The organism is Amycolatopsis sp. NPDC054798 (genome assembly GCF_053611505.1).
The window spans coordinates 74,398-98,771 of the sequence record NZ_JBSHAM010000009.1 but is presented as its reverse complement, the minus strand read 5'-3'; the positions used below and the strand labels follow the sequence as shown (position 1 = coordinate 98,771).

At 69.4% G+C, this 24,374-nt stretch carries 15 protein-coding genes; 14 read left to right on the top strand and 1 reads right to left on the bottom strand.

Going from position 1 to position 24,374, the window contains the following annotated elements:
• Positions 1-48 precede the first annotated feature (48 nt).
• The 5 genes from ACWGIC_RS08330 (at position 49) to ACWGIC_RS08310 (ending at position 4,176) form a co-directional block, all read left to right on the top strand.
• Complete coding sequence (locus ACWGIC_RS08330) at positions 49-393, top strand: hypothetical protein (RefSeq protein WP_452075216.1); 345 nt, start codon at positions 49-51, stop codon at positions 391-393.
• 82 nt (positions 394-475) lie between these two features.
• Positions 476-1,390, top strand: a complete 915-nt coding sequence (locus tag ACWGIC_RS08325) for a 3-oxoacyl-[acyl-carrier-protein] synthase III C-terminal domain-containing protein (RefSeq protein WP_452075215.1) — start codon at positions 476-478, stop codon at positions 1,388-1,390.
• Between the two features lie 12 nt (positions 1,391-1,402).
• Positions 1,403-2,689, top strand: coding sequence for a type III PLP-dependent enzyme (locus ACWGIC_RS08320; protein ID WP_452075214.1), 1,287 nt, complete (start codon positions 1,403-1,405; stop codon positions 2,687-2,689).
• Positions 2,690-2,693: 4 nt separating this feature from the next.
• Positions 2,694-3,491: a hypothetical protein gene (locus ACWGIC_RS08315; RefSeq protein WP_452075213.1), complete on the top strand. Its 798-nt coding sequence runs from the start codon at positions 2,694-2,696 to the stop codon at positions 3,489-3,491.
• Between the two features lie 40 nt (positions 3,492-3,531).
• Positions 3,532-4,176 carry a LuxR C-terminal-related transcriptional regulator gene (locus ACWGIC_RS08310; protein ID WP_452075212.1) on the top strand — a complete coding sequence of 215 codons (645 nt, stop codon included), beginning with the start codon at positions 3,532-3,534 and terminating at the stop codon, positions 4,174-4,176.
• Positions 4,177-4,245: 69 nt separating this feature from the next.
• Here ACWGIC_RS08310 and ACWGIC_RS08305 read toward each other — a convergent pair whose 3' ends face one another.
• Positions 4,246-5,535, bottom strand: a complete 1,290-nt coding sequence (locus tag ACWGIC_RS08305; protein WP_452075211.1) for a sensor histidine kinase — start codon at positions 5,533-5,535, stop codon at positions 4,246-4,248.
• Positions 5,536-5,673: 138 nt separating this feature from the next.
• On the opposite strand from ACWGIC_RS08305, the gene ACWGIC_RS08300 reads away from it, so the two are divergent.
• The 9 genes from ACWGIC_RS08300 (at position 5,674) to ACWGIC_RS08260 (ending at position 24,371) form a co-directional block, all read left to right on the top strand.
• The gene (locus ACWGIC_RS08300) at positions 5,674-6,471 is read left to right on the top strand and encodes an ABC transporter ATP-binding protein (RefSeq protein ID WP_452075210.1); all 798 of its coding nucleotides are present in this window, start codon (positions 5,674-5,676) and stop codon (positions 6,469-6,471) included.
• Complete coding sequence (locus ACWGIC_RS08295) at positions 6,471-9,044, top strand: ABC transporter permease (protein ID WP_452075209.1); 2,574 nt, start codon at positions 6,471-6,473, stop codon at positions 9,042-9,044. Before ACWGIC_RS08300 ends, ACWGIC_RS08295 begins: the two co-directional genes overlap by 1 nt.
• Positions 9,045-9,133: 89 nt before the next feature.
• Positions 9,134-10,816, top strand: a complete 1,683-nt coding sequence (locus tag ACWGIC_RS08290) for a phytoene desaturase family protein (protein ID WP_452075208.1) — start codon at positions 9,134-9,136, stop codon at positions 10,814-10,816.
• A 25-nt stretch (positions 10,817-10,841) separates the two neighbouring features.
• Complete coding sequence (locus ACWGIC_RS08285; RefSeq protein ID WP_451997454.1) at positions 10,842-11,111, top strand: acyl carrier protein; 270 nt, start codon at positions 10,842-10,844, stop codon at positions 11,109-11,111.
• On the top strand, positions 11,104-11,682 hold the full coding sequence (locus ACWGIC_RS08280; protein ID WP_452075207.1) for a DUF2786 domain-containing protein: 579 nt from the start codon (positions 11,104-11,106) through the stop codon (positions 11,680-11,682). Before ACWGIC_RS08285 ends, ACWGIC_RS08280 begins: the two co-directional genes overlap by 8 nt.
• Positions 11,679-12,899: an acyl-CoA dehydrogenase family protein gene (locus ACWGIC_RS08275; RefSeq protein ID WP_452075206.1), complete on the top strand. Its 1,221-nt coding sequence runs from the start codon at positions 11,679-11,681 to the stop codon at positions 12,897-12,899. Before ACWGIC_RS08280 ends, ACWGIC_RS08275 begins: the two co-directional genes overlap by 4 nt.
• Positions 12,890-13,873: a 2,3-diaminopropionate biosynthesis protein SbnA gene (gene sbnA / locus ACWGIC_RS08270; protein WP_452075205.1), complete on the top strand. Its 984-nt coding sequence runs from the start codon at positions 12,890-12,892 to the stop codon at positions 13,871-13,873. The genes ACWGIC_RS08275 and sbnA overlap by 10 nt, the downstream gene beginning before the upstream one ends.
• Positions 13,870-23,559 carry an amino acid adenylation domain-containing protein gene (locus tag ACWGIC_RS08265; protein ID WP_452075204.1) on the top strand — a complete coding sequence of 3,230 codons (9,690 nt, stop codon included), beginning with the start codon at positions 13,870-13,872 and terminating at the stop codon, positions 23,557-23,559. Before sbnA ends, ACWGIC_RS08265 begins: the two co-directional genes overlap by 4 nt.
• Positions 23,556-24,371: an ABC transporter permease gene (locus ACWGIC_RS08260; protein WP_452075203.1), complete on the top strand. Its 816-nt coding sequence runs from the start codon at positions 23,556-23,558 to the stop codon at positions 24,369-24,371. Before ACWGIC_RS08265 ends, ACWGIC_RS08260 begins: the two co-directional genes overlap by 4 nt.
• The last annotated feature ends 3 nt before the right edge of the window (positions 24,372-24,374 follow it).

Sequence of the window (24,374 nt, the reverse complement as noted above, 5' to 3'; positions counted from 1 at the left end):
CCATCCGTGAACAGTTCAACTTGTAAACAGTTCACGGTTGGAGATGAGATGACTGTCTTGGTGGCGGCGAACGCCGTGGTCGCGGTTGTGAGTGTCGTGTTCGCTGTGGTGGCGGCGGTGCGACCGGCTGCGTTGAGCCACAGCGAGAATCCGGCGAGCGGGGAGAAGTTCTACAGCTTGATGTACGCGGCCAGAGCGGTGCCGCTGGGCGGTGCCGCCGCGATCGTGCCGCTGCTGTGGTCTGGACCAGTCTGTGCGGTGGTGCTGATCGCGGCTGCGGTCGCGCAGGTGGCCGACGTTGCCATTGGCGTGTTTCGCCGGGAACCGGGGATGATCGCGGGCAGTTCCGTGGTGGCCGCAGTTCATGTCGCGACCGCTGTCGCGCTGTGGTGAGGCTGGCTGGGCTCCTCGCCGGAAAGCCGCGCGTCAGCGTCACGTCAGCGCTGGTTGGGACGCTGTCGGGGTGACGTGCCTGATGTCAGTGTCCAGTTACCTGCCCGCCGCGGTGCCGATCGCGACGCTGCAGGACGACCTCGACCTCACCGACGCCCAGTTGCGCAGGCTGCACCGCATCTACGGGCTGTCCGAGGTCTGCCGGTCGCCCGAGTCCGAGGCCGAGATGCTGCTCGGCGCGGTCGCGAAACTCGACGGGTTCGCCGGGGTGGAGGAGCGCGTCCGCTACGTGCTGCGGCCGAAGACAGTGCCCGCGGCGTCGCCGTATCCGTTCGATCCGCTGGCCGAAGTGCAGCAGCGGCTGGGACTGCGGAACGCGCTGTGTTTCACCGTCACCGACCACGCGTGCGCGTCCGGGCTGCTCGCCCTCGACCTCGCTGGGGCGCTGCTCGAACAGGACGGCGACCCGGACGCGCTGGCGTTGATTCTCGCTGGGGAGAAGGCGTTTACCCCGGCCGCGCAGATCATCCCGGACGTCGCGGTGATGGGCGAGGGGACCGCCGCGGTGCTGGTCGCACCGGGCGGGCGGCGCGACCGGCTGCTCGGCTACGCGACGACGACGCTCGGCGGTCCCGGCGGCGAAGTCATCACGAACGAGGAGCAGAACAAGGTTTTCCGGCAGATTTATCCGGACGCGCTGGGCGACGTCACCCGCGCCGCGCTCGAAGCCGCCGGGTGCTCGGCGAGCGATCTCGCGCTCGTTTTGCCGCACAACGTCAACAAAGTTTCCTGGATCCGCGCGGCGGAGGCGATGGACGTGCCGCGGAAACGGATCTTCCTCGGCAATGTCCCGCGCACCGGGCATTGCTTCTGCGCGGACCCGTTTCTCAACTACCACACCGCGACCCGGCTCGGGCTGTTGAACCCGGGCGAGCGCTACCTGATGGTTTCGGTCGGCCTCGGCTCGACGTTTTCCGCGATGGTCTTCGAACACTAGGAGCAGAACCTGATGAGTACGGAACTCGAAATCGAGGGCGTCGGAATCAGCGAGCTGGCGGACCGCTACGGCACCCCGCTTTTCGTTTACGACGGCGGCGAGCTGGCCGGCCGGATGTCCCGGCTGCGGCGAGGGTTGCACGAGAGCATGGAGGTCTTCTTCTCGCTGAAGTCGAATCCGAACGTGTCGATTCTCGCTGTGCTGCACGACAACGGGGCCCGCGCCGAGGTGTCGAGTCTCGCCGAACTGCGCACCGCGCGTCGCGCCGGGGTCGAGCCGCGCGACATCATTTTCCTCGGCCCGGGCAAGAGCCAGGCGGAACTGGAAGCCTGTCTGGACGAGGACATCGCGGCGATCGTCTGCGAATCCTTCGGGGAGCTGGCGTTGATCGACCGGCTCGCCGCCGAGCGCGGGGTGCGGGCGCGGGTGGCGTTGCGGGTCAATCCGAGCTTCGCGGTCAAGGGTTCCGGGCTGACGATGGGCGGAAAACCCCGTCAGTTCGGCATCGACGAGGAACAGCTGTTCGCCGCCGAGGACCTCGTCTCCCGGCACGCGAACGTGAAGATCATGGGCGTCCAGGTGTACATGGGCACGCGCATTCTCAGCGAGGAATCGGTGGTGGAGAACACCACGCGCATCTTCGCGCTGGCCGAGCAGCTGTCCGCGCGGCTGGGATTCGGGCTCGACCTGGTCGACGTCGGCGGCGGATTGGGCGTGGCCTATTTCGGCGGGGAACAAGACCTCGACCTCGATCTGCTGACCTCGCGGCTCAACCCGGTGATCGACGAATTCGCCACCCGGCATCCGGACACCCGGCTGGTGATGGAACTGGGCCGCTACCTCACCGCGATGAGCGGCACCTACGTCGTGCGCGTCCGCTACGTCAAAACCTCGCTGGGGCAGAACTTCGCGGTCGCCGACGGCGGCACCAACCACCATATGGCCGCGGTCGGGATCGGCTCCTACGTCAAACGCGATTTCCCGATGCGGCTGCTCAACCGGATCGACGAACCGGCCACCGAAACCTGGCAGATCACCGGTCCGCTGTGCACGCCGAACGACGTGCTGGGCAAGAAGATCCCGCTGCCGCCGGTCCGTCCGGGCGACCTGATCGGCGTGGAACGCTCCGGTGCTTACGGCCCGAGCGCGTCGCCGGTGCTGTTCCTCAGCCACGGCTATCCCGCCGAGGTGTTGGTCCATGATGGACAGTCCTATGTGATCAGTGAGCGAGACCAGCCGGAGGACCTGCTGCGACGTCAGCATTTGCACCGGCTGCCGGTTCCCGCTGTGGAGGGCTGAGCACGTGTTCAGTGCTGGTGCTCCCGAAGCGGCCACGCGCACCTCGCCGTTCGCCGTGCTGCCAATGGGGTTGAAAACCTTGCTGTACCGGCGTTTCGAGTCCGGTTCTGATCGGCTCGACGGTCCGATCATGGCGCGGTACTTCACCGATCTGGCCGCCGGACACGAGGTCGGCTACTCGCCGGAGCTGGTCGCCAACGCGCAAGGAAACACGTTCATCTCGCTGGCCAGGGAAGTGCTCGACGGCCAGCTCAGCGAGGACCAGCCGATCGACCTGGCCGTCGTCGCGCACGACGCTCCCGATTTCGACCCTCGGTTGTCGGCTCCGGTCAACCTGACCGCGGTGCTGCCAGGCGGTCCGATGACGTACTCGGTTTCCGGACAAGGTCCCCTCGCCGGTTTCCTTGCCTTGCGCGTAGCCGCCGGATACGTGCGGCGCAAGCCGATGCACCGCGTCCTGATCCTCGTCATGGAGCAGCGGGGAATGCCGTACGCCGGGGAGCGCCCGCCAGTGGACGCGGCGGCCGCGCTGCTGTTCGAAGCCGGAACGGGCAGCACCCGGGTCGCGGTGCTGCCCGGGATCGACCCAGCCGACGCCAGGGCCGAGACCGATCGGCTCGCCCCAGCGGACCGCTACGGACCAGGACTGGCCGGCGAACCGGTCGTCGCGGGACGCTCCGCCACCGCCTTGTGGGCCGAGCCGACAGCGCCGCCCAAGGTGCTCGCCGATTACGACCCGATTCGCGGAACTCTGGGAATTTGCGCCTTCGCCCGGGAAAGAGAGCCGTCCGCGCCCCTATAATGGGCGCGGAACTGCCGCGGCGAAGAAAAGGTGAAGCTCTGTGCGCGTGGTCATCGGCGAAGACCAGTTCCTGCTCCGCGACGGGCTGGTCCGGTTGCTCGAAGCGCACGGGATGACGATCGTCGCGGCGCTGGACAACGGGCCGGATCTGCTGAACGCGCTGGTCAAGGAGAAACCGGACATCGGCGTGGTCGACATCCGGCTGCCGCCGTCGTTCACCGACGAGGGTCTGCGCGCGGCGATCGAGGCGCGCCGCCAGGTGCCGGGGCTTCCGGTACTGGTGCTGTCGCAGTACGTCGAACGCTTGTACGTCAACGAATTGCTGGCCGACGGCGCGGGCGCGGTCGGCTACCAGCTCAAGGACCGGGTGCTCGACGGCGACCATTTCGTCGACGTGCTGCGCGGGGTCGCGGCGGGCAACACGATGATGGACCCCGAAGTGGTGTCGAGGCTGTTCACGCACAACACGCGCGACGTCGCGCTGGAAAGCCTCACCCCGAGGGAGAACGACGTGCTCCGGCTGATCGCCGAGGGCCGGTCCAACAGCAACATCGCCGCCGAGCTGTTCGTCACCGAAAAGGCGGTGTCCAAGCACATCAACAACATCCTGGCGAAACTGCAGCTGCCGGTGTCCGAGGACAGCAACCGCCGGGTGCAGGCGGTGCTGGCCTACCTGCGCCGCTGAGGCTTCGTCCCGGCCGGCTCAAGTCCGTGAAGGGCTCCTTGAGGGAATCAGATTCCCTCAAGGAGCCCTTCACGGACAACTGCCCAGCGGCTGGCAGGGGATTTCGATGACCACCGAGGTCGGCCCGCCGAGCGGGCTGAGCACGGTGAGGAACCCGTCCAGCGGGGCGAGCCTGCGTTCCAGTTCCCGCAGGCCGGTGCCCTTGGCCGGGTCCGCGCCGCCCTTGCCGTAGTCGGTGACCGTGATGGACAGCCGTCCGCCGGAATGGTGCACGTCGATTTTCCCGGAATCCGCGCCGGAATGCTTCATCGCGTTGTTGAGCACCTCGGAAACGGTGAAGTACGCGGCGGTCTCGACGGCCGGGGCGAACCGATAGGGAAGGTCGACGGTGGTTTCCATCTCCAGCGTCGCTTCCATCCCGAGTTCGCGGACCGCGTCGGCCAGACCGCGGTCGACCAGCACCGGCGGCTGGATCCCGCGGACCAGATCACGCAGTTCCTGCAGTGCTTTCACCGAACTCGCCTTGGCCTCTTCCAGCAGGCTCTTCGCGGCTTCCGGCTGTCGTTCGGCGAGTTTGGCCGCCGCGTCGAGCGTCATTCCCATCGCTACCAGCCGGGCTTGCGCGCCGTCGTGCAGATTGCGTTCGATCCGGCGCAGCTCGAGGGCTTGGTGGCCCACGGCGTCGTCGCGGGTGGTGGTGAGGTGCTGGACGCGCTGGGCGAGGACAGTGCTTTCGGACGGGGAAAGGAATTTGGCCGCCAGCGCCGCGTGCAGCTTCAGCAGATGCGGGGCGGCCCAGAGCGCGAGCGGGAAATGCAGCAGGCCGAGCACGACGGCGATCCAGGCGACAGCCGGGTTTTCCACCGGCAGCGCGACATACCAGTCGCCGAGCCACAGATCGTCCAGAACCGGATAGAGCAGCGGCATCAGCAACCCGCGCACGCCGTCGACCACGATGGCCAGCGGTGCGAGGGTGAGCAGGCAGCCGATGGTGCAGTCGACCAGCAGCCAGGCGGTGTCCCGCCAGGTGGCACGGTCGGCCAGCAACCGCGCGAACACCTGGAAGAAACGCGTGCCCTCGGGCAACGGGAGATACGGTTCCGGCACCGGGCGTCCGGTCCAGGAGCCGTGCAGTTTCCGCTGCAGATTGGCCACCGCGCGGACGGCGTAGACCACCGGCGGGATCAGGAACACCCCGACGCCCACGCCCAGCAGCGAAGCGGCGCAGGCCAGCAGCGCGAAAAGCACCACTTCGACCGGAGCGAGCAGGCCCAGCGCGGTGCTGTGCAGCACGGCGAGACCGCCCCGCGCGAACCAGGGCTTCGGCGCCGCCGGCTCGCGGGCATCGGTGGAGGGCATATCCCGATTATGTGCTGTTCCGGGCTTTCCCGGCAGGGGTGCTAGGACCAGTCCGGATCGAAGAGTTAGCACCATCGGAATCCGGTCCCGCCGCTCGTAGGTTCGTCCTGTAGCCCGACGCGCCTGGGAGAGTGACCGATGTACCAGTCCGGACAGTCAGACACGGAAGCGGTGACGCTCCGGTCCGTCACCAAATTCTACGGAGGGAACCGGGCCCGCGTCGTCGCACTCGACGGGATCTCCGTTTCGTTCGCCCGCGGCAGTTTCACCGCGGTGATGGGGCCGTCCGGTTCGGGCAAGAGCACGCTGCTGCACTGCGCGGCGGGGCTCGACCAGCCGGATTCGGGCACGGTCGTGCTGGCCGGACAGGACCTCGGCAGGCTCGACGAAACGCAGCTGACCCGGATGCGCCGCGACCACATCGGATTCATCTTCCAGCAGTTCAACCTGCTGCCGTCGCTGGACGTGGTCGACAACGTCACGCTGCCGCTGCGGCTGGCGGGCAAACGGGCCGATCCGGCGCTGGTGAACCGGATCATCGAGCAGGTCGGGCTCGGCGGGCGGCGCGGGCACCGCCCCGGTGAATTGTCTGGCGGCCAACAGCAGCGCGTGGCGATCGCCCGCGCGCTGGTCAGCCGTCCGCACGTGACCTTCGCCGACGAGCCGACCGGCGCGCTGGACACCACCTCGGCGAGCGAGATCCTCGATTTGCTGCGCACCGCGGTGCGGTCCGAACGGCAGACCATCGTGATGGTGACGCACGATCCGGTCGCCGCATCCTACGCCGACCGGGTGTTGTTCCTCGCCGACGGGCAGTTCGCCGGCGAGTTGCACGAACCGACCGTGGACGAGGTCGCACGCGGGCTGACCGCGTTGAGCGCGCGTACGACGCGGCTCGGCCGTGACGGCCGGAACGCGGTCGGGACGGTGCGCTGATGCTTCGCCTTGCACTGAGCACCCTCCGGTTCCGCAAAGCCGGATTCACCGCGACGTTCGTCGCCTTGCTCGTCGGCACCGCGATCGTGATGGCGTGCGGCGGGCTCATGCAGACCGGGATCTCGCCCCGGGTGCCGCCGCAGCGGCTGGCCGAAGCTCCGATCGTGGTCGCGGGCGATCAGCACTACAACCTGCCGCCGACGAATCCGGGCACCGAGGACGAGGACCACGAATCCGCGACGCTGCCCGAGCGGGTGCGGCTGGACGCGTCGCTCGGCGCCGCGATCGCGGCCGTCCCCGGCGTCGCGAAGGTCGTGCCCGACGTGCCGATCCCCGCGAGCCTGCCCGCGGACCCCGACGTGAAACTGGTGCGCGGCACCGCGTTGGGGCACGACTGGGCGACGGCTGAGCTGGCCCCGTACTCGCTCACCGGAGGACGGGCTCCGCAGCGCAGCGGCGAGGTCGTGCTCGACCAGTCGACGGCGGCCGCCACCGGAGCGGCCCCGGGTAGTTCGGTGCCGATCGCCGTGCGCGGCGGGGTCCGGTCCTTCCAGGTCGTCGGTGTTGCTGTGGCGAGCGGAAAAATGGCCTCCGACGCGGTGTTCTTCTCCCACGAAGACGCTCTCGCGCTGACGCCCGCGCCCGGGCAGGTCGACGCGTTCGGCGTGCTTCCCGCTCCCGGCACGGATCCGGCCGCGCTGAGCACCCAGATCGCGAACGCGGTGCGGGACCAGCACGCGGTCGCGTTGACCGGAGTGGCGCGCGGGTCGGCCGAGTTCGCGCAGGCGAGCGACGGCGGGGAAATCCTGGTGATCCTGGCCGCGGTGTTCGGCGGGCTGGCTGTGCAGGTCGCGTTGTTCGTGGTGGCCAGCACGCTGGGGCTGTCGGTACAGCAGCGTCGGCGCGAGGTCGCGCTGCTGCGCGCGGTCGGCGCGACGCCGAAGCAGGTCAGCCGCATGATCACCGCGGAGTCGATGGTGATCGGCGTGCTCGCGACGGTGCTGGCCGCGTTCCCCGGGGAGTTGCTGGGGAACTGGCTGTTCGACCGGCTGTCCGGGTTCGGGGTGTTCGAACCGGTGCTGGCCTATCACCAGGACTGGATTCCGACCGCCGCGGGCGTTCTCGTCGGCCTGCTGTCGGCGTGGGGCGCGGGGTTCGTCGCGGCGCGGTACGCCGGGCGGACCCGTCCGGTGGAGGCGATGCAGGAACTGGTCTCGCCGAAGCGCTGGCTGACGTCGTTCCGGCTCTGGTGGGGCATCGGCAGCCTGATCGGCGGCGTGGCGCTGGCCTACCTGACGATCACGGTGATGGACGGACCGCTCGCGGCCAGCACGGCGGGTCCGGCGGTCACGCTCGTCGCGGCCGCGGTCGCGCTTTTCGCGCCGGGGATCACCCGCGCGATGGTCGCGGTGCTGCGGGTTCCGGTGCGGGCGGTGAGCGGGCTGTCCGGCTATCTCGCGATGGCCAACGCCCGGGTGCGCTGGCTGCCGATGTCCGGTGCCGTCGTACCGGTCATGCTCGCCACGACGCTGGCCGTGTTCATGCTCTACTTCCAGACCACGCAGGTGGAATCGGCCAAGCAGAAGTACGCGTCGAACCTGTCGGCGGACGCGGTGGTCACTTCGTCCACCGGCGACGTCGGCACGGGGTTGCTGGACCGGGTCCGGTCGCTGCCCGGCGTCGGCACCGCTTCGGCTTACGTGACGAGCAAGGGGTACAACGAGAAGCCGTCGGACCCGGGCCAGGACGAGGACGGGCTCGCGCTGACCGGGGTCACTGGCGACGCGGTCGCGAAAACCCGGGCCGCGGAGGTCGCGTCCGGCTCGCTGGAGGCGTTGCAGGGCAACACCATCGCCCTTCCGCTCGACCATGCGGACCGGCTGCACGCCAAGGTAGGCGACGAGATCGGGCTGCGGCTCGGCGACGGTGCGCAGGTGCGTCTGCGGGTAGTGGCGACGCTGCGGTCCGCGCCGGCTTTCGCGACCGCGCTGATGCCCGCGGGCACGCTGGCTCCGCACACCACCGGCGGCATTTCGTCGCAGGTGCTCGTCACCGCGGCGGCGGGCACGAGCGTGCCGCAGCTGATGAGCACGCTCGACGGCCTGGCGCAGTCCGCGCCCGGAGTGCAGGTCGCGAACCGGGACACGCTCACCGCCAAGTTCGTGCAGGAACAGGAAGCGAACGCCTGGGTGAACTACCTCGTCGTCGGCATGATCCTGCTCTACGCGGCGATCTCGGTGGTCAACACCCTCGTGCTCTCGACCGCGCACCGGCGGCGAGAGTTCGGCCTGCAGCGGCTCGCCGGGTCCAGCCGGGGCCAGGTGCTGGGAGTGATGGCCGTGGAGGGGATGGTCGTCGCGGTCATCGGAGTGGTCCTCGGCACCGCGGTCGCGCTCGCGATGCTGGTTCCGTTCAGCCAGGCGGTGTCGGACAGCTGGCTGCCTTACGGTCCATTGTGGATTTATGCGGTGGTGGTCCTGCTCGCGGTCGTGGTAAGCATGGTCGCCACGCTCTTCCCGACGTGGCTCGCGGTCCGCGGCAAGACCTCGATCGCCATGCTCTCTCCTGAATAGGTGACCCTGGGCTCCGCCAGCTGCTGACTGCCCCCAGCTGTCAGCGCGCGGTCAGCCCGGGGTCACCGCCCCGCCGTAGCGTCAGCGGCATGAGTCCGAACGAGGCGGGAAGCCCTTCCTGGGACGCGATCGTGATCGGGTCCGGGATCGGCGGCCTCGTCTGCGCCGGGTACCTCGCCGCCTTCGGCCGCCGGGTGCTGGTGCTGGAACAGCACGACGTGGCGGGCGGCAACTGCCATATGTTCCGGCGGCGGCGGGCGTACGAGTTCGACATCGGTGTGCACTACCTCGGCGACTGCGGGCCCGGCGGGCTGCTGCCGTCGCTGCTGGCCGGGCTCGGCGTCGGCGACCGGGTGCGGTTCCGCCGCCTCGACCCGGACGGCTTCGACCGGATCGTGCTGCCGGGCGTGCGCTTCGACGTCCCGGAGAGCTGGTCCCGGTACGGGGACCGGCTTCTCGAAACCTTCCCGGCGGAGGCTGCGGGACTCCGGGAGTATCTCGCGATCTGCGGCGAGATCGCCGCGTCGGCGCGGTATTCGGCGAGCAGCCAGCCTCGGTCCGTGCTGGGCAGTTCGGCCGCTGTGGTGCGCTGGAGCCGACGCAGCCTGAGCCGTCTGTTTGACCATTGTGGACTGTCGACGGTCGCTCGTACCGTGCTGGCCGCGCAGTCCGGGAACTACGCGTCCTCGCCAGCGAACACTGTTGTCGCAGCGCACATTCGCATGCTTGACGACTATCTGACCGGCGGCGCGTACTACCCGGAGGGCGGCGGCCAGATGCTGGCCGCAGCACTGGTCGAGCAGCTTGAAACGCACGGCGGTCAGCTGCGCACCAAGGCGCGCGCCGCCCGGGTCCTGATCGAGCACGCACGCGTGGTCGGAGTCGAGTTGACCGACGGCGCCGTGCTGCGCGCGCCGCTGGTGGTGTCCAATGCGGACTATCGGCGTACGGTCCTGGAACTCTGCGGTGGGCGGGAAAATCTCCCTGAGGGTGTGGTCCGGCGTACTGAAGACGCGGTCATGCGGCTGCCGCTGGTCACCAGCTATGCAGTGGTGGACACCGAGCTGTCCGAAGCGTCCGACGCCAACATCTGGTACTGGCCAAGCGGCGACGTCGAAAGTGCTTACGCCCGAACGGAAGCGGGCCAGTTCGACGAGGTGCCGTTCGTGTTTATCTCGTCCGCCTCGCACAAGGACCCCGGGAACCCCGCGGTCTGCCCGCCCGGTTACACGAACCTCCAGATCATGACCGCGTGCCCGCCCGGCTACGCGCAGTGGGGCGTGGCCGACGGGCCGGCGTCCGGGCTCCGGTACCGGCGCGTGGCCGAATACCGCGCGGCCAAGGAAAAACTCGCCGCCTGCCTGCTCGACCGGGCCGAAGAGGTGCTGGGTCCGTTCCGGGACCGCATCGTCCACCTCGAATCGGCCACCCCGCTCACGCAGGAGCGCTACACCCTGGCCACCGGCGGAGCCGCGTACGGACTGCAGTCCTGGGGCCCGCACGGACGGCGGCCGGACGTGCGCACCGAGGTCGAAGGACTGTTCGTCGCCGGACAGGACATCCACGGCGGGGGAGTCGTCGGCGCCGCGGTCGGCGGTGCGCAGTGCGCCGAGGCGATTCTCGACCGGCCGGTACTGGCCGAAGCGTATGACGGCGCGGTCTTCGCCGACCGCGCCCTGTTGCCCGAACGCGGCCACGACTGGGATCCGCTGCGGATCTCCCGCGGCCAGGCCCGCCGCGACGCCCGCGGATTCGCTCCGATGGCGCGCTGAACCCTGTGTAAGGAGAAGGAGAGCCATGACTGAGACAACGCAGACCCTGACCGAGGACCGGGTCGTCGAAGGCATCACCGGCGCGCTGGGCACGGTGCTCGAACGGGACGTCGCCGACCTGTCCGAGGACACCCGGCTGTCCGACGCCGGCCTCGACTCGACCGGCGTGCTGGAACTGCTGATGCAGCTCGAGGACACGTTCGGCATCGAGTTCGACACCGAGAACCTGGAGATGCAGCATTTCGAATCGGTGCGTTCGCTCGCCGCGTTCGTCATCGCGGAAATCCGTGCTTGACCCGGCGCGGCGGCAGGAGTGCCGGCGCGTCGCCCGGGAGCAGGGCGTCGCGCCCGCGCTCAAACTGCTGAGCGCGAGGTGCCGGGTCTCGCGGGACGGCGCGATCGTGGCTGTCCCGGCGGGAGAACTGCCTGCCGGGGCGAAGATCTTGCGGGAAGCCGACCTTCCCGGCGGCGCTGTCGTGTTCGCCCGGGGTCTGCCGGACGCACCCGCGGGGCCGGACCTGTTGTGGGTGCGGCTGGGGCTTTCGCAGTGGCTGCTCGACGAATGCCTCCGGTATCTGGGAGAGCGGCGTTCGGGGGAGGAATCGTTGCTGCGCAAGCAGATGATCCAGGATTGCCTCGCGACCGCACTCAACGGGCAGCTGGCTGTCGAAGCCGATTTGCTCGCGAGCGACGGTGCGGTGGCTCCAGCGCGGATGCGGTATCTGCACCGTCAGTTGTCCGATGTGGACCGGAAGCTGCTCGGATTATTAGGGGCTCACGGGTTCCTGTCCGGCGGGCCGGGCGAGGTCGCCGACGTCTCGGAGTTGCTCGGGAGTGTGCACGAAATGGCCGAGGGGATGACGTGACGGGCACTGTGCTGACCGAACCGCTGCTGGCCCTGCGCGATCTCGCCGCGGAATGGGCGACCGGCCTCCGCACCGCCGGTGCTGTGCTCGACCGCGATCCCGAAGCAACCGACCAGTTCGCCGATCTGCCCGCGATGCGCTGTATGGCGCAGTTGCTCGTCCCGGCGGAGTACGGCGCGGAAGGCATCAGGGTCGGGGAACACCGGTTCCACGGGATGACCGCGCTGGAACGGACGGTGCTGCTGGAGGAGTTCGCCCAGGGCGACGCGGGCGCGACGCTCGCCGCACCGGGCGCGTCGATGTCCGGTGTCCTGCTCGACGTGCTCGGGGATGACGAACAGAAAGCCTGGTTCTACGGCAGGTTGCTCGACCGTCCTACTTGGACATTCTTCGCGCTCACCGAACCCGGCGCGGGCTCCGACGCGAACGCGCTGACCACCAGACTGACGCCGGGGCCGGACGGCGATTTCGTGCTCAACGGCCGGAAACGGTACGTCGGCAACGCTTCCCGCGCTGGCATGGGAGTGGTCTTCGCCCGCACCGCACCCGGCCCGCTCGGCGTGCGAGCAGTGTTGCTGGACACCGCTTCCCCCGGTTTCCGCGCCGAACCCTTGGGAATGCTCGGGTTGCGCGGCGCGCGGTTCTGCGCCCTGGAGTTCGACAATGTGCGGATTCCCGCGAACCGCGTGCTGGGCTGCCATCTTTCCCCGGCCCGGCGCGGGATGTGGGCCGCCACGCTGACGTTCAACCGGCTCCGGCCCGGCGTCGCGGCCATCGCGGTCGGCATCGCGCGGGCCGCGCACGAGTACGTCCGCGCCGAGGGCGGCCTGCTCACCGGCGGTGCGGCGGCGGAATGGGACCAGCTGGGATACCGGATCGAGAGCGTCCGGAACCTGGTGCACCTCGCGGCGATGGAGGTGGACGCGGGCGGGAGCCGGGGCGGACACCTCGCCTCGTCCGCGAAAGCCGAGGCGAGCCGGCTCGCCGAGGACGCGACCAGAGCGGCCTGCCGGTTCTTCGGGCCGGGCGCGCGCTGGGCGCATCCGTTGCTGGACAAGCTGATTCGCGACGCGCGCGGCGTCGAATTCATGGAGGGCGCCGCGAACATCCAGAAACTCATCGTCTTCACCGGGCTGCTCGCCGGAAAAGTCGGCCGGGGCGAGTCGTTCCCGGTGCTGAGCGCCCCTTCGCGCACCGGAGGTTTGCCGTGCGGGTGATATCCGCCCCTCAGGAGTTCACCGTCCCGGATCTTTACGTCGACCTGCGCCGGTTCGTCGGCCGCGACCTGTTCGTCAAATGCGAGGGGTTCAACTTCGCCGGGTCGATCAAGCTCAAGGCCGCGCTGGAGATCGTCGAACAGGCCGAGCGGGACGGCAGGCTGCGCCCCGGCCACACGATCGTCGAGAGTTCGTCCGGGAACATCGGCGTCGCGCTGGCGATGGTCGCGGCCAGCCGGGGCTACCGGTTCATCTGCGTCACCGACGACCACTGCACGCTGTCCGCGCGGCAGCTGATGCAGAACTACGGCGCCGAGGTCCGGGTGCTGACCGAACCGCATCCGGTGGACGGCCTGGTCGGCGCGCGGCAGCGGCTGGTGGAGCGCCTCTGCGCGGAGAACGAGCACTACGTGTGGCTCGACCAGCACACCAACCCGGGCAACTGGACCGCGCACTACCGGAGCACCGGCCCGGAGATCCTGCGCATGTTCCCCGGTCTCGACGTGCTGTTCGTCGGCACCGGCACGGCCGGGACGCTGATGGGCTGCGCGCGGTACCTGCGCGAGGCGCGCCGGTCGATCCGCGTGGTCGCGGTGGACAGCGTCGGCTCGGTGAGCTTCGGCGGCGCGCCAGGGCCGAGGCGCATTCCCGGGCTCGGCTCCGCGATCCGCCCTGCCCTGCTCGACGAGTCCTTAGTGGACGATGTGGTGCACGTCGAGGAAACCGAAACCGTGGAGATGTGCCGGACGCTGGTGCGGCACGGATTCCTGTTCGGCGGCTCGACCGGCACCGTCGTCGCCGGCGCGCTGTCGTGGCTCGCCCGCGAGGACCGCGAACTGACCGCCGTGGCCATCTCCCCGGATCTGGGCGACCACTACCTGGAGACGGTCTACCGGGACCAATGGGCCGCCGACGCGTTCGGCCGGGTGCCCGGGCCGCAGACCACCGACCGACTTTCCGAGGTGCCGCGATGACCGCTGTCGAGACCAGCCTGCCCCTGTCCACCGCCCAGACCGACGTCTGGTTCGACGAGCAGCTGTCCGGAGGCGGGCTGGCCTACGCGATGGCCGACTACCTGGACATCTCCGGCGACCTCGACGTGCCGGTCTTCCTCGAGGCGTTCCGCCTGCTCACCGACGAGGCCGAATGCTTCCGCGCCCGCTTCTTCGAGGTCGACGGCGAACCGCGCCAGGTGGTCGAGCCGCTGACCGAGCTGCCGGTCAGCTTCCTGGACTTCTCCGGCGAACCGGATCCCGAGGCGGCCGCGCTCGGCTGGATGCACGAGGACTTGGCCCGGCCCTTCTCCGTCGCCGATTTCCCGCTGTTCCGCTGCGCGCTGCTCACCCTCGGACCGCGCCGGCGCTTCTGGTATCTCACCACCCACCATCTGGTGGGCGACGGGTTCAGCGCGGCGATCTGCCACCGCCGGATGGGCGAGCTGTACACGGCCGTGCTGACCGGCGCGGAGCCCGAGGGCCGTCCGCTGCCGCCGTTCCGGGACCTGCTGGAGTCCGAACTCGCCTACCACAGCTCGTCCCACCTCGGCCGCGACCGCGAGTTCTGGAGCAGCCACTTCAGCACGGTCCCGGACCTGATCAGCCTGTCCGGCAAGGAACCCGCCCCGGCTCGCGGGTTCCTCCGCCGTACGCTCGCCCTCCCCGCCGACGCGGCCGCCGCGGCACGGAAGGCGGTGGCGCAAGCCGGGGTGACCCTGCCGACCTTCCTGCTCGCCGCGATGGCCGCCTACACCGAACGCCTTTCCGGCATCCAAGACCTGATGCTGACCGTCCCGGTGGCGGCCCGCGCCGGCGTCCGGACCCGGACGATCCCGGGGATGATGGCGAACTACCTGCCGTTGAAAATGCAGGTGACGCCCGCGATGACCCCGCGACTGCTGCTGAAGCAGGCTTCACGGGAACTCGCCCGCACGCTCAAGCACCAGCGGTACCACGTCAACCAGATCCGGCGCGACATCGGTGTGCGCAGCGACGAGCGGCGGCCGTTCGGCGGTCCGTTCGTCAACGTGCTGCCCGCGGACCCCGGGCTGCGGCTGGGCGACTGCGTGACGCGAGTGCGGAACCTGTCCACCGGGATCACCAACGACCTGTCGATCACCGTCCTCGACGAGCCCGACGGCGGGATCGAACTGCACCTCAACGGGAACCCCGACCTCTACGACGAGTCCGGAGTGGACACTCACCTGCACCGGTTCGCCGGGTTCCTGGACCGCTTCGCGCGCGCCGAACCTGACGCGCCGCTCGCGCACGTGGACGTCGCCGATGAACGCGAGCGAGCGGCGCTGCTCGCGGCCGGGTTGGGCGAGACCGGCCCGGTGGGTGCGGGCGTGGTGGAGCGGGTGCGCGCGCAGGATCCGGATGCGGTCGCCGTGGTCGATGCTGCCGGGTCGGTGAGTTACGCGGACCTGGTGGGGATGGCTTCGGCGTTGTCTCGGCGGTTGCCTGCGGGGCGCGTAGCCGGGGTGCTCGCCGGGCCGGGGAGTGGCTTTATTTCAGCGGTTCTCGGCGTGCTGGGCGCGGGTGGCGCTTACGTGCCGCTTGATCCGACGCTTCCCCTGGCGCGGTTGCGCGACTTGGTGGCGGACAGCGGCGCGGCTTGTGTGCTTGCGGCACCGGAGTTCCGGGAGGTCGCCGCGGAGCTGCCGGTGGACGTCGTGGAGCTGGACGGCGCGGTCGACACCGAGCTGGCACCGGTCGTCGGCGCGGACGACGATGTGGCGTACGTGATCTTCACGTCGGGTTCGACCGGTCGTCCGAAGGGCGCGATGGTTTCCCGGCTCGGGATGATGAACCATCTGCTGGCGAAGGTGGCGGACCTGTCCCTCACGTCGTCGGATGTGGTGGTGCAGAACGCGCCGCTGACATTCGACGTGTCGGTGTGGCAGATGCTCGCCCCGCTGGTGGTCGGCGGTCAGGTCCGGGCGGTGAGCCGGGAGACGGCGGGTGATCCGGACGCGTTGTTCGGTTTGGGCATGTCGGTGCTGGAAGTGGTGCCGTCGTTGCTGCGGGCGGCGGTGGATTTCTGGGACGCCGGTGGTCCGCCGGAGCTGACCGGGTTGCGCTGGCTGGTGGTGACCGGCGAGGCGTTGCCGCCGGACCTGTGCGTGCGGTGGTTCGGGTATTTCCCGGAGATTCCGCTGGTGAACGCTTACGGGCCGACGGAATGCTCGGACGACGTCACGCACGCGGTTCTGTCCAGTGTGGACGATGTGCGCGGGCTGCGGACTCCGATCGGGCTCCCGGTGCGGAACACCCGGCTGTACGTGTTGAGCGACGAGTTGCGCCCGGTTCCGGCTGGTGCGGCCGGAGAACTGTACGTCGGTGGCTTGGTTGTCGGCCGCGGTTATGTGGGCGACCCGGCCAAGACGGGTTCGGTGTTCGTCGCGGACCCGTTCGGCGAGCCAGGGACCCGGATGTACCGCACCGGGGACCGCGTGGTGCGCCGGGAGGACGGTGCGCTGGAGTTCATCGAGCGGCGCGATTTCCAGGTCAAGATCCGCGGCCACCGCATCGAACTCGGCGAGATCGAGGCCACCCTGCGCGAGCTGCCCGAGATCGCGGACGCCGTCGTGGTGGTGCGCGACGACGGCGGGACCAAACGGCTCGCCGCGTACCTGGTCGGCACGGAGCCGGTCGACGTCCCGTCGGTGCGCAGCGAACTGCAGCAGCGGCTGCCGGATTACCTGGTGCCGCCCGCGATGGTCGTGCTAGACGCGCTGCCGTTGACCGTGCACGGCAAGGTCGACCGGGACGCGTTGCCCGAGCCCGATTTCGCCGCCGAGACGGTCGGCCGGGCCCCGCGCAATCCCGTCGAGGCGATCCTGTGCGATGTCCTGGCCGAAGTGCTGACCGTGCCGAAGGTCTACATCGACGACAACTTCTTCGCCCTTGGCGGCGACAGCGTCAGCTCGATTCAGGTGGTCAGCCGTGCGCGCAAGGCCGGGCTGATCATCACCCCGCGCGACCTGCTGGAAGCCCGGACACCGGCGGCGATCGCGGAGAACGCGGTACCCGTCGGGCACGAGGCCGAACCCGAGCCTGCCACCGCGCTGGTCGAACTCGAACCGGGAGAACTCGACGAGCTGCGGGACGGGCCGGTCGAGGAGGTGCTTCCGCTGGCTCCGTTGCAGCAGGGCATGCTCTTCCACGCCGAACTGGATGCCGAAGGCGTGGATTTCTATGCCGTGCAAGCGATCGCGGACCTCGAAGGACCGCTGGACACCGGCGCGGTCCGGGATGCCTGCGCCACACTGCTGACCCGGCACGCCGCTCTGCGCGGATACTTCCGGCGACGCCGCAACGGAGAACCGGTGCAGCTGGTCGCGGAATCGGTCGAGCTGCCGTGGACCGAGGTCGATCTCACCGTGCTTCCGGAGGACCGTCGTGAGGCGGAGCTGCAACGGCTGGTCGAGCAGGACCGGTTGCGCCGCTTCAATCTCGCCCGCCCGCCACTGGTCCGCTTCACGCTGATCCGGGTCGCCGCCGAGCGGTACCGGTTCCTGTGGAGCGCGCACCACATCACCACCGATGGCTGGTCGGTGCCCATCCTCATCGACGAGCTGGCGCAGCTCTACGCAGGCGGCGCGACGACCGAACTGCCCGCCGTGCCGCACATCCGCGACTACCTCGCCTGGCTGTCCCGGCAGGATCAGGAAGCCGGGCGGAAAGCCTGGCAGGACCTGCTCGACGGCCTGGCCGGCCCGACCCGCGTAGCGCCGGATCTGCCCGCCGCCGCGTCCCTTCCCGCGACTGTCGAATTAGCACTGTCCGAAAGCGACACTGCGAATCTTTACGCGTGGGCACGAGAACACGAGCTGACAGTCAGCACGATTGTGCAAGCTTGCTGGGCGATTCTGGTCGGGAGGCTCGCCGGACAGCAGGACGTCGTCTTCGGCGCGGTGGCTTCCGGGCGTCCGGCGGAGCTTCCGGGCGTCGAAACGATGGTCGGCATGTTCGTGAACACCGTGCCGGTCCGGGCCCGGCTCGACCCGGCCCGACCGGTGCGCGAACTGCTCGCCGAACTGGGATCTCAGCAAGCCGCGATGGTGTCTTACCAGCACATCGGGCAAGCACAGCTGAGCGGAGCCATCCCGGACAGCGGGGAACTCTTCGACACCGCGGTGGTGTTCGAGAACGTGCCCGCCGGCGACGGCGGCCCGCTGGTGAAACTCGGCGAGGACGTGCGCGTGGTCGACGCGGTGACGCTCGATTCGCGGCACTACCCGCTCAGCCTCGTGGTCGAACCGCGTGGCTCTCTCGTCTTCCGCTTCGACTACCTCCGCGAGGCGTTCGGCGACGACCGCGTCCGCGGATTGGCGCAGCAGTTCCGGGCCTTGCTCGACACGGTGCTCGGCGATCCGGACCGCCTGCTCGGCCGGATCGACGTAGTGGCCGAACCGGAGCAGGAATTCCTGCTGGGCAAGACCGGGCCGGTTGGCGCGGGCGTGGTCGAGAGGGTGCGCGCGCAGGCACCGGACGCGGTCGCGGTGGTCGATGACACCGGGTCGGTGAGTTATGCGGAGCTGGCGGGCTTGGCTTCGGCGCTGTCTCGGCGGTTGCCGCCCGGACGGGTAGCGGGCGTGCTCGCCGGGCCCGGCATCGGCTTTGTTTCGGCGGTGCTCGGCGTCCTCGGCGCAGGTGGTGCTTACGTGCCGTTGGATCCGGCGGTGCCACTCGCCCGGCTGCGAGGTCTGGTGGAGGACAGCGGTGCGGCGTGCGTGATCGCGGCCCCGGAGTTCCGGGAGATCGCAGCCAGTCTGCCGGTGGAGGTCGTCGAACTCGACGACGCCGTCGACACTGAGCTGGCGCCAGTGACCGGCGCGGACGACGACGTGGCGTATCTGATCTTCACGTCGGGTTCCACCGGCCGTCCCAAGGGAGCGATGGTTTCCCGCCGGGGAATGGTCAACCACCTGCTGGCGAAGGTGGAGGATCTGGACCTCAAACCGTCGGATGTGCTGGTGCAGAACGCCCCGCTGACGTTCGACGTATCGGTGTGGCAGATGCTCGCCCCGCTGATGGTCGGCGCCCAAGTCCGGGCGGTGAGCCGCGAAACGGCGGCCGATCCGGACGCGCTGTTCGGCTTGGGCATGTCGGTGTTGGAGGTCGTGCCGTCGTTGCTGCGGGCGGCTTTGGACTTCTGGGACGCGGGCAGCCCGCCGAACCTGGACGGCCTGCGCTGGCTGGTAGTCACCGGCGAGGCATTGCCGCCGGACCTCTGCGTGCGGTGGTTCGGGTACTTCCCGGACATCCCGTTGGTGAACGCCTATGGCCCGACAGAGTGTTCGGACGACGTGACCCACGCGGTTCTGTCCAGTGTGGACGATGCGCAGGGATTGCGGGTGCCGATCGGCCTCCCGGTGCGGAACACCCGGCTGTATGTGCTGAGCGATGAGCTGCGTCCGGTTCCGGCGGGCGCGCCAGGGGAGCTGTACGTCGGCGGATTGGTCGTCGGCCGCGGTTACGTCGGCGATCCAGTCAAGACGGGTACGGTGTTCGTCGCGGACCCGTTCGGCGAACCGGGCACCCGGATGTACCGGACTGGCGACCGCGTGGTGCGCCGGGCCGACGGTGCACTGGAGTTCGTGGAGCGCCGCGACTTCCAGGTCAAGATCCGCGGTCACCGCATCGAACTCGGCGAGATCGAGGCCGGTCTCCTCGCTCAGGAATCCGTCACCGACGCGGTGGTTGTCGTGCAGGGCTCCGACGCGGCCAACCGGCACCTGGTCGGCTACGTCGCGGGAACCGCCCGGCCCGAGGACCTGCAGGCTCAGCTCGGCGAACTGCTGCCCGCGTACATGGTGCCCAGCGCGATCGTCGTACTCGACCGGCTCCCGCTGACCGCGCACGGCAAGGTGGACCGCAAAGCGCTTCCCGCGCCAGAGAACCTTTCTGGGCAGGAAAAACGCGCTCCCCGCACCCCGGTCGAGGAACAACTGACCCGTCTCTACGCCGAGGTGCTGGCCGTCCCCGAAACCGGGATCGACGACGACTTCTTCGAACTCGGCGGCCATTCCCTCCTGGCCACCGCGCTGGTCAGCCGGATCCGGTCGGAACTGAACGTCGAACTGCCGCTGCGGGACTTGTTCGAGGCCCGCACCGTCGCCGCGCTGGCCGGACGGCTCGCGTCCGCCGGCCAGGCACGCGCGGCCTTCCGCAAACTGGAGCGCCCCGACCCGCTGCCGTTGTCGTTCGCCCAGCAGCGGATGTGGTTCCTCAACCGGCTCGAAGGCGAACACGGCGGATACACCATCCCTCTCGCCGTGCGGCTGTCCGGAGAGCTGGACCAAGCAGCACTCGCCGCGGCTGTCGACGATCTGACCGCGCGCCACGAAATCCTGCGTACGGTGTTCCCTGACACCGATGGCGTGCCGTACCAGCGCGTTCTCGCTGCAGGCGAATCGTTGCGCACCGCACCGATGCCCGGGAATCTTGCCGCGGCCCTGGAGGAGGAGATCGCTCGCGGTTTCGATCTGTCCGCAGATCTTCCGTTGCGCAGCAAGCTGTTCGGCCCTGATGACAACGGAGACCACGTCCTGCTGTTGGTGTTGCACCACATCGCCGGAGACGCCTGGTCGGTCGATGTGCTCGCCCGCGACCTCGCCACCGCCTACGAAGCCCGGCTGTCCGGAAAGAGTCCAGAGTGGACTGAACTGCCTGCGCAGTACGCGGATTACTCAGTCTGGCAACACTCCCTGCTGGACGACACCAAGGACGGCGAATCCGCCCGCCTGCTGAAACACTGGCGTGATGCACTCGCCGGAATGCCCGGCGAGCTGGCGTTGCCGGTCGATCTGCCGCGCCGAGCCTCAGCCGGATATTGCGGCGGGACCATCGAATTCGCCGTACCGTCCACTGTGCACCGCAGCCTCGCGCGGCTCGCGCACGAACAAGGCGCGAGCCTGTTCATGGTCGTCCAAGCCGCACTGGCGACGCTGCTCACCCGGCTCGGCGCGGGAACCGACATCCCGCTCGGCAGCCTGGTCGCCGGACGACCGGACGAAGCCGTGCACGACCTCGTCGGCTTCTTCGTCAACACGCTGGTCCTGCGCACCGACACCAGCGGCGACCCGCAGTTCGCCGAGCTGGTCGCGCGAGTCCGCGACGCCGACCTCACCGCCTACGCCCACCAAGAGCTGCCCTTCGAACGGCTGTTGGAGGCGACGCAACCGGCCCGTTCGATGTCACGGCAGCCGTTGTTCGGGGTGCTGCTGTCCTTCTACGACGTCCCGCCCGACGAAGTCAGCCTCGGCAGTCTGACCGCGCGTCCCGAAATGCTGGCCCCGACGCACAAGAAGTTCAAGTTCGACCTGACCTTCCAGCTGGGCCAGCACAAGGGGGAGCGCGGACTGGAAGGCACGCTCGAATACAACGCCGAAGCGTTCACCGCCGAAACCGCGCAGCTGCTCGTCGACCGGCTGACGCTCCTCCTGACCGCCGCCGCCGAGGACCCCGGGCAGCCGCTGAGCCGGATCGACCTGCGCACTTCCGCCGAGCGAGCCCCCTCAGCCGTCCCGGCTGCCGAGGTTCCCGAGGCTCCCGATGGCTTGCTGGTACCGGGGGACATCGGTCTGCGCGAGCAAGCCAACCGGCTGGCCCGGGCTTTGCAGGCCCAGGGCGCGGGTCCGGGGGAGACGGTGACCGCCGACCTGCCACCGGGCCGCGACCGCTGGGCAGCGATCTTCGCCGTCCTCGCCATCGGCGCGGCCTGGACGTCGAGCGGACCGTCTCGCTGCACAATCCCCGCGGACGTCTCCGGATTCCCTGACACCGACCTGAAGGTGCCGCTGTCGGGGTCGGAGCTGGCGTATCGCGGCGACGCGGTCTTCAGCCGAGATGCCCTTGCCGCGACAATCGCCGCCTTGCTGACCGAATTGCCGCTCACGCCCAGCGACCGTCTTCTTGCGCCGGACACCGAGTTCGCCTTGCCGGTCGTGCTCGCCGCGTTGCACGCCGGCGCGGTGGTGACTGTCGCGCCCGCCGCCGAGATCGCGGAACTCGCCTCGTCGGTGGACCCGAGCGTCGTGGTACTGACCCCGAGCATCGCGAAGATGCTGGCGTTGCGACCGGGTACCCGGTCGCTGAACTTCGGCGAAGAATTTCTCGACGGAGCACTCAACTGCGAGGGCACCGCGGAGTCCGGCTGGCTCTCGCTGGTCAACGGACGCCCGTTCGCGCACAGCCGCGCCGATGTCCTCGACCAGAGTGGGCAGCCAGTGCCTCGCGGTGGCCGAGGAGAGCTGTACTTGGCCGGCGCACCCACCGGCCTTCCCGCCCGCCTCCGCTTGGACGGAACCGTGGAGGTGATCCGCGAGGTCCAGGTACGCGGCTTCGCGGTCCCGCTCGGGCAGATCGAAGCGGCTCTGCACCGCCAGCCCTCGGTCGCGGCAGCCGCCGTGATCGCCGAGGACGACGTCCTGCTCGCCTACGTTGTCCCGCAATGGGAACGCGGCGTCGACCCGCTAACCCTGCGGGAAGCACTGGCCGCCGAACTTCCCGACTACCTGATCCCGACCGCGTTCACGGAACTGGACGCCATCCCCGTCGCGCCGGACGGCACGCTGGACCGCTCGGCTTTGCCCGCTCCCACCGCACAAACCAGCCAGGACACCAGCGAAACTGTCGAACTGCTGCGAACCGCGTTCGCGGAAACCCTGGGCCTTGCCGACATCGACGTCCAGACCGGGTTCTTCGAACTGGGCGGCAACAGCCTCCAGTCCGTCCGCCTGGTCGCGCTCGCCCGGCGCGCCGGACTGCGGCTGACGGTGGCCGACGTCCTGACCCACGGCAGCGTCGAACGCCTGGCCGCACTCGCCGAACGAGCCGAACCCGACCTCGCCGACCTGCCGGACCCGTTCGCGCCGGTGCTGCCGATCCGCCCGACCGGGACGAAACCGCCGCTGTTCTGCCTGCACGCCGGACTCGGCCTGAGCCTGCCGTACCTCGGCCTCGCGGCCCATCTGCCGGACCGCCCGATCTACGGTCTGCAGTCGCCGGGCATCAGCGGCACGGAACAGTTCCCGGATTCCGTCGAGCAAGTCGCCGAGGACTATCTGAAACACATCCGCCGGATCCAGCCGCGCGGCCCGTACCACCTGCTCGGCTGGTCCTACGGCGGTCTGCTGGCCTTCGAACTCGCCGTACTCCTCGAAGCCCAAGGCGAAACGGTCGGCTCACTGTCCATCTTGGACAGCTACCCGCAGGACGGCACCGAAACCGCGCCGTCCCGGCACGAACTGCTCGTCGATTTCCTGGAGCACGTGGGCTTCCACGACACCGACGCCAGCCGCGAGCTGACCCCAGCCGACGTCGTGGCCGTGCTGCGGCGCGGGGACAGCAGGCTGGCCGACATCGGCGAGGAACGCATGACGCGGGTCCTCGCGGTGATGGACAACAACGCGTCCCTGGCCCACCGGTACCGCCCGGCCAGGTTCACCGGCGTGGTCGAGTTGTTCGTCGCCGCCGAGGGATTGACCGACGCGGAGGTGGCCGAACGAGCGGGCCGATGGGTGCCGCACGTGGCCGGACCGGTGCGCGCGCACCGGATCGACTGCGGCCACGAATACCTGATGGACCCGCGGCCGCAAGCGGAGATCGGCGCCGCGGTGGCCGAAACACTGGCGAGCAACGAGGAGTCGCGATGACCACGATGACTACCCCCGCGGATCCGCCGCGGGCGATGGCAGCGGCCGTCGAAACCTTCGCACTGGCCGGCCGCCGATTGACCCACCTCCGCAAAGTCCCGGGACGGCTGCTGGCCATCACGCTGAACTCGCTGATCACCATGCTGGCGATCGGCTACGTGTTCAAGGGCGCGGTGAGCGTGGAAGGCGGCGGCAGCTATCCGGAGTTCCTGTTCCCGGCCGCGCTGATGCAGGTCGGCCTCGCCGGGATCGCGCCGACCGCGATCGCGGTGGCGATGGACCTCAAAGGCGGCCTGACCGACCGGTTCCGCTCGCTGCCGATCTCCCGTCCCGCCGTGCTGTTCGGCCACACCATCGGCGACGCGCTGGTGGGCTTCGTGGCGCTGGCGATCGTCGCCGGGATCGGGCTGGCGGTCGGCGGCCGCGTGCACGCCGGGTTCCCCGCGCTGCTCGCCGGATTGACCGTGCTCGCCCTTTTCCTCTACGTGATGGTCTGGGTCGGCGTCCTGCTCGGGCTGTCGATGGGCAATCCCGAATCCATCGACGGCGTCGGCGCGGTGCTGACGCTCGGGCTTTCCTTCCTGTCCAACGCTTTCATGGCGGTCAGCCAGCTGCCGTCCTGGGTCCGGCCGATCGCCGAATGGAACCCGGTCAGCTCCGTCACCACGCTGTGCCGCCAGTTGTGGGGCGTGCCGGTGCCCGAGGACAGTTCGTTCCCCGCCCAGCATCCCGGCGTCGTCGTCGCGGTGACGCTGGTCGTGCTCTTCGCCGCGGCGACCCTGCTGAGCTTCCGCCGTTACCGCCTCGCCTAACCG

Bases quoted from the DNA above. Each gene is read 5' to 3' on its own strand.
- ACWGIC_RS08330 (WP_452075216.1), top strand. From the start codon at position 49: ATGACTGTCTTGGTGGCGGCGAACGCCGTGGTCGCGGTTGTGAGTGTC.
- ACWGIC_RS08325 (WP_452075215.1), top strand. From the start codon at position 476: ATGTCAGTGTCCAGTTACCTGCCCGCCGCGGTGCCGATCGCGACGCTG.
- ACWGIC_RS08320 (WP_452075214.1), top strand. From the start codon at position 1,403: ATGAGTACGGAACTCGAAATCGAGGGCGTCGGAATCAGCGAGCTGGCG.
- ACWGIC_RS08305 (WP_452075211.1), bottom strand. From the start codon at position 5,535: ATGCCCTCCACCGATGCCCGCGAGCCGGCGGCGCCGAAGCCCTGGTTC.
- ACWGIC_RS08300 (WP_452075210.1), top strand. From the start codon at position 5,674: ATGTACCAGTCCGGACAGTCAGACACGGAAGCGGTGACGCTCCGGTCC.
- ACWGIC_RS08295 (WP_452075209.1), top strand. From the start codon at position 6,471: ATGCTTCGCCTTGCACTGAGCACCCTCCGGTTCCGCAAAGCCGGATTC.
- ACWGIC_RS08290 (WP_452075208.1), top strand. From the start codon at position 9,134: ATGAGTCCGAACGAGGCGGGAAGCCCTTCCTGGGACGCGATCGTGATC.
- ACWGIC_RS08285 (WP_451997454.1), top strand. From the start codon at position 10,842: ATGACTGAGACAACGCAGACCCTGACCGAGGACCGGGTCGTCGAAGGC.
- ACWGIC_RS08265 (WP_452075204.1), top strand. From the start codon at position 13,870: ATGACCGCTGTCGAGACCAGCCTGCCCCTGTCCACCGCCCAGACCGAC.
- ACWGIC_RS08260 (WP_452075203.1), top strand. From the start codon at position 23,556: ATGACCACGATGACTACCCCCGCGGATCCGCCGCGGGCGATGGCAGCG.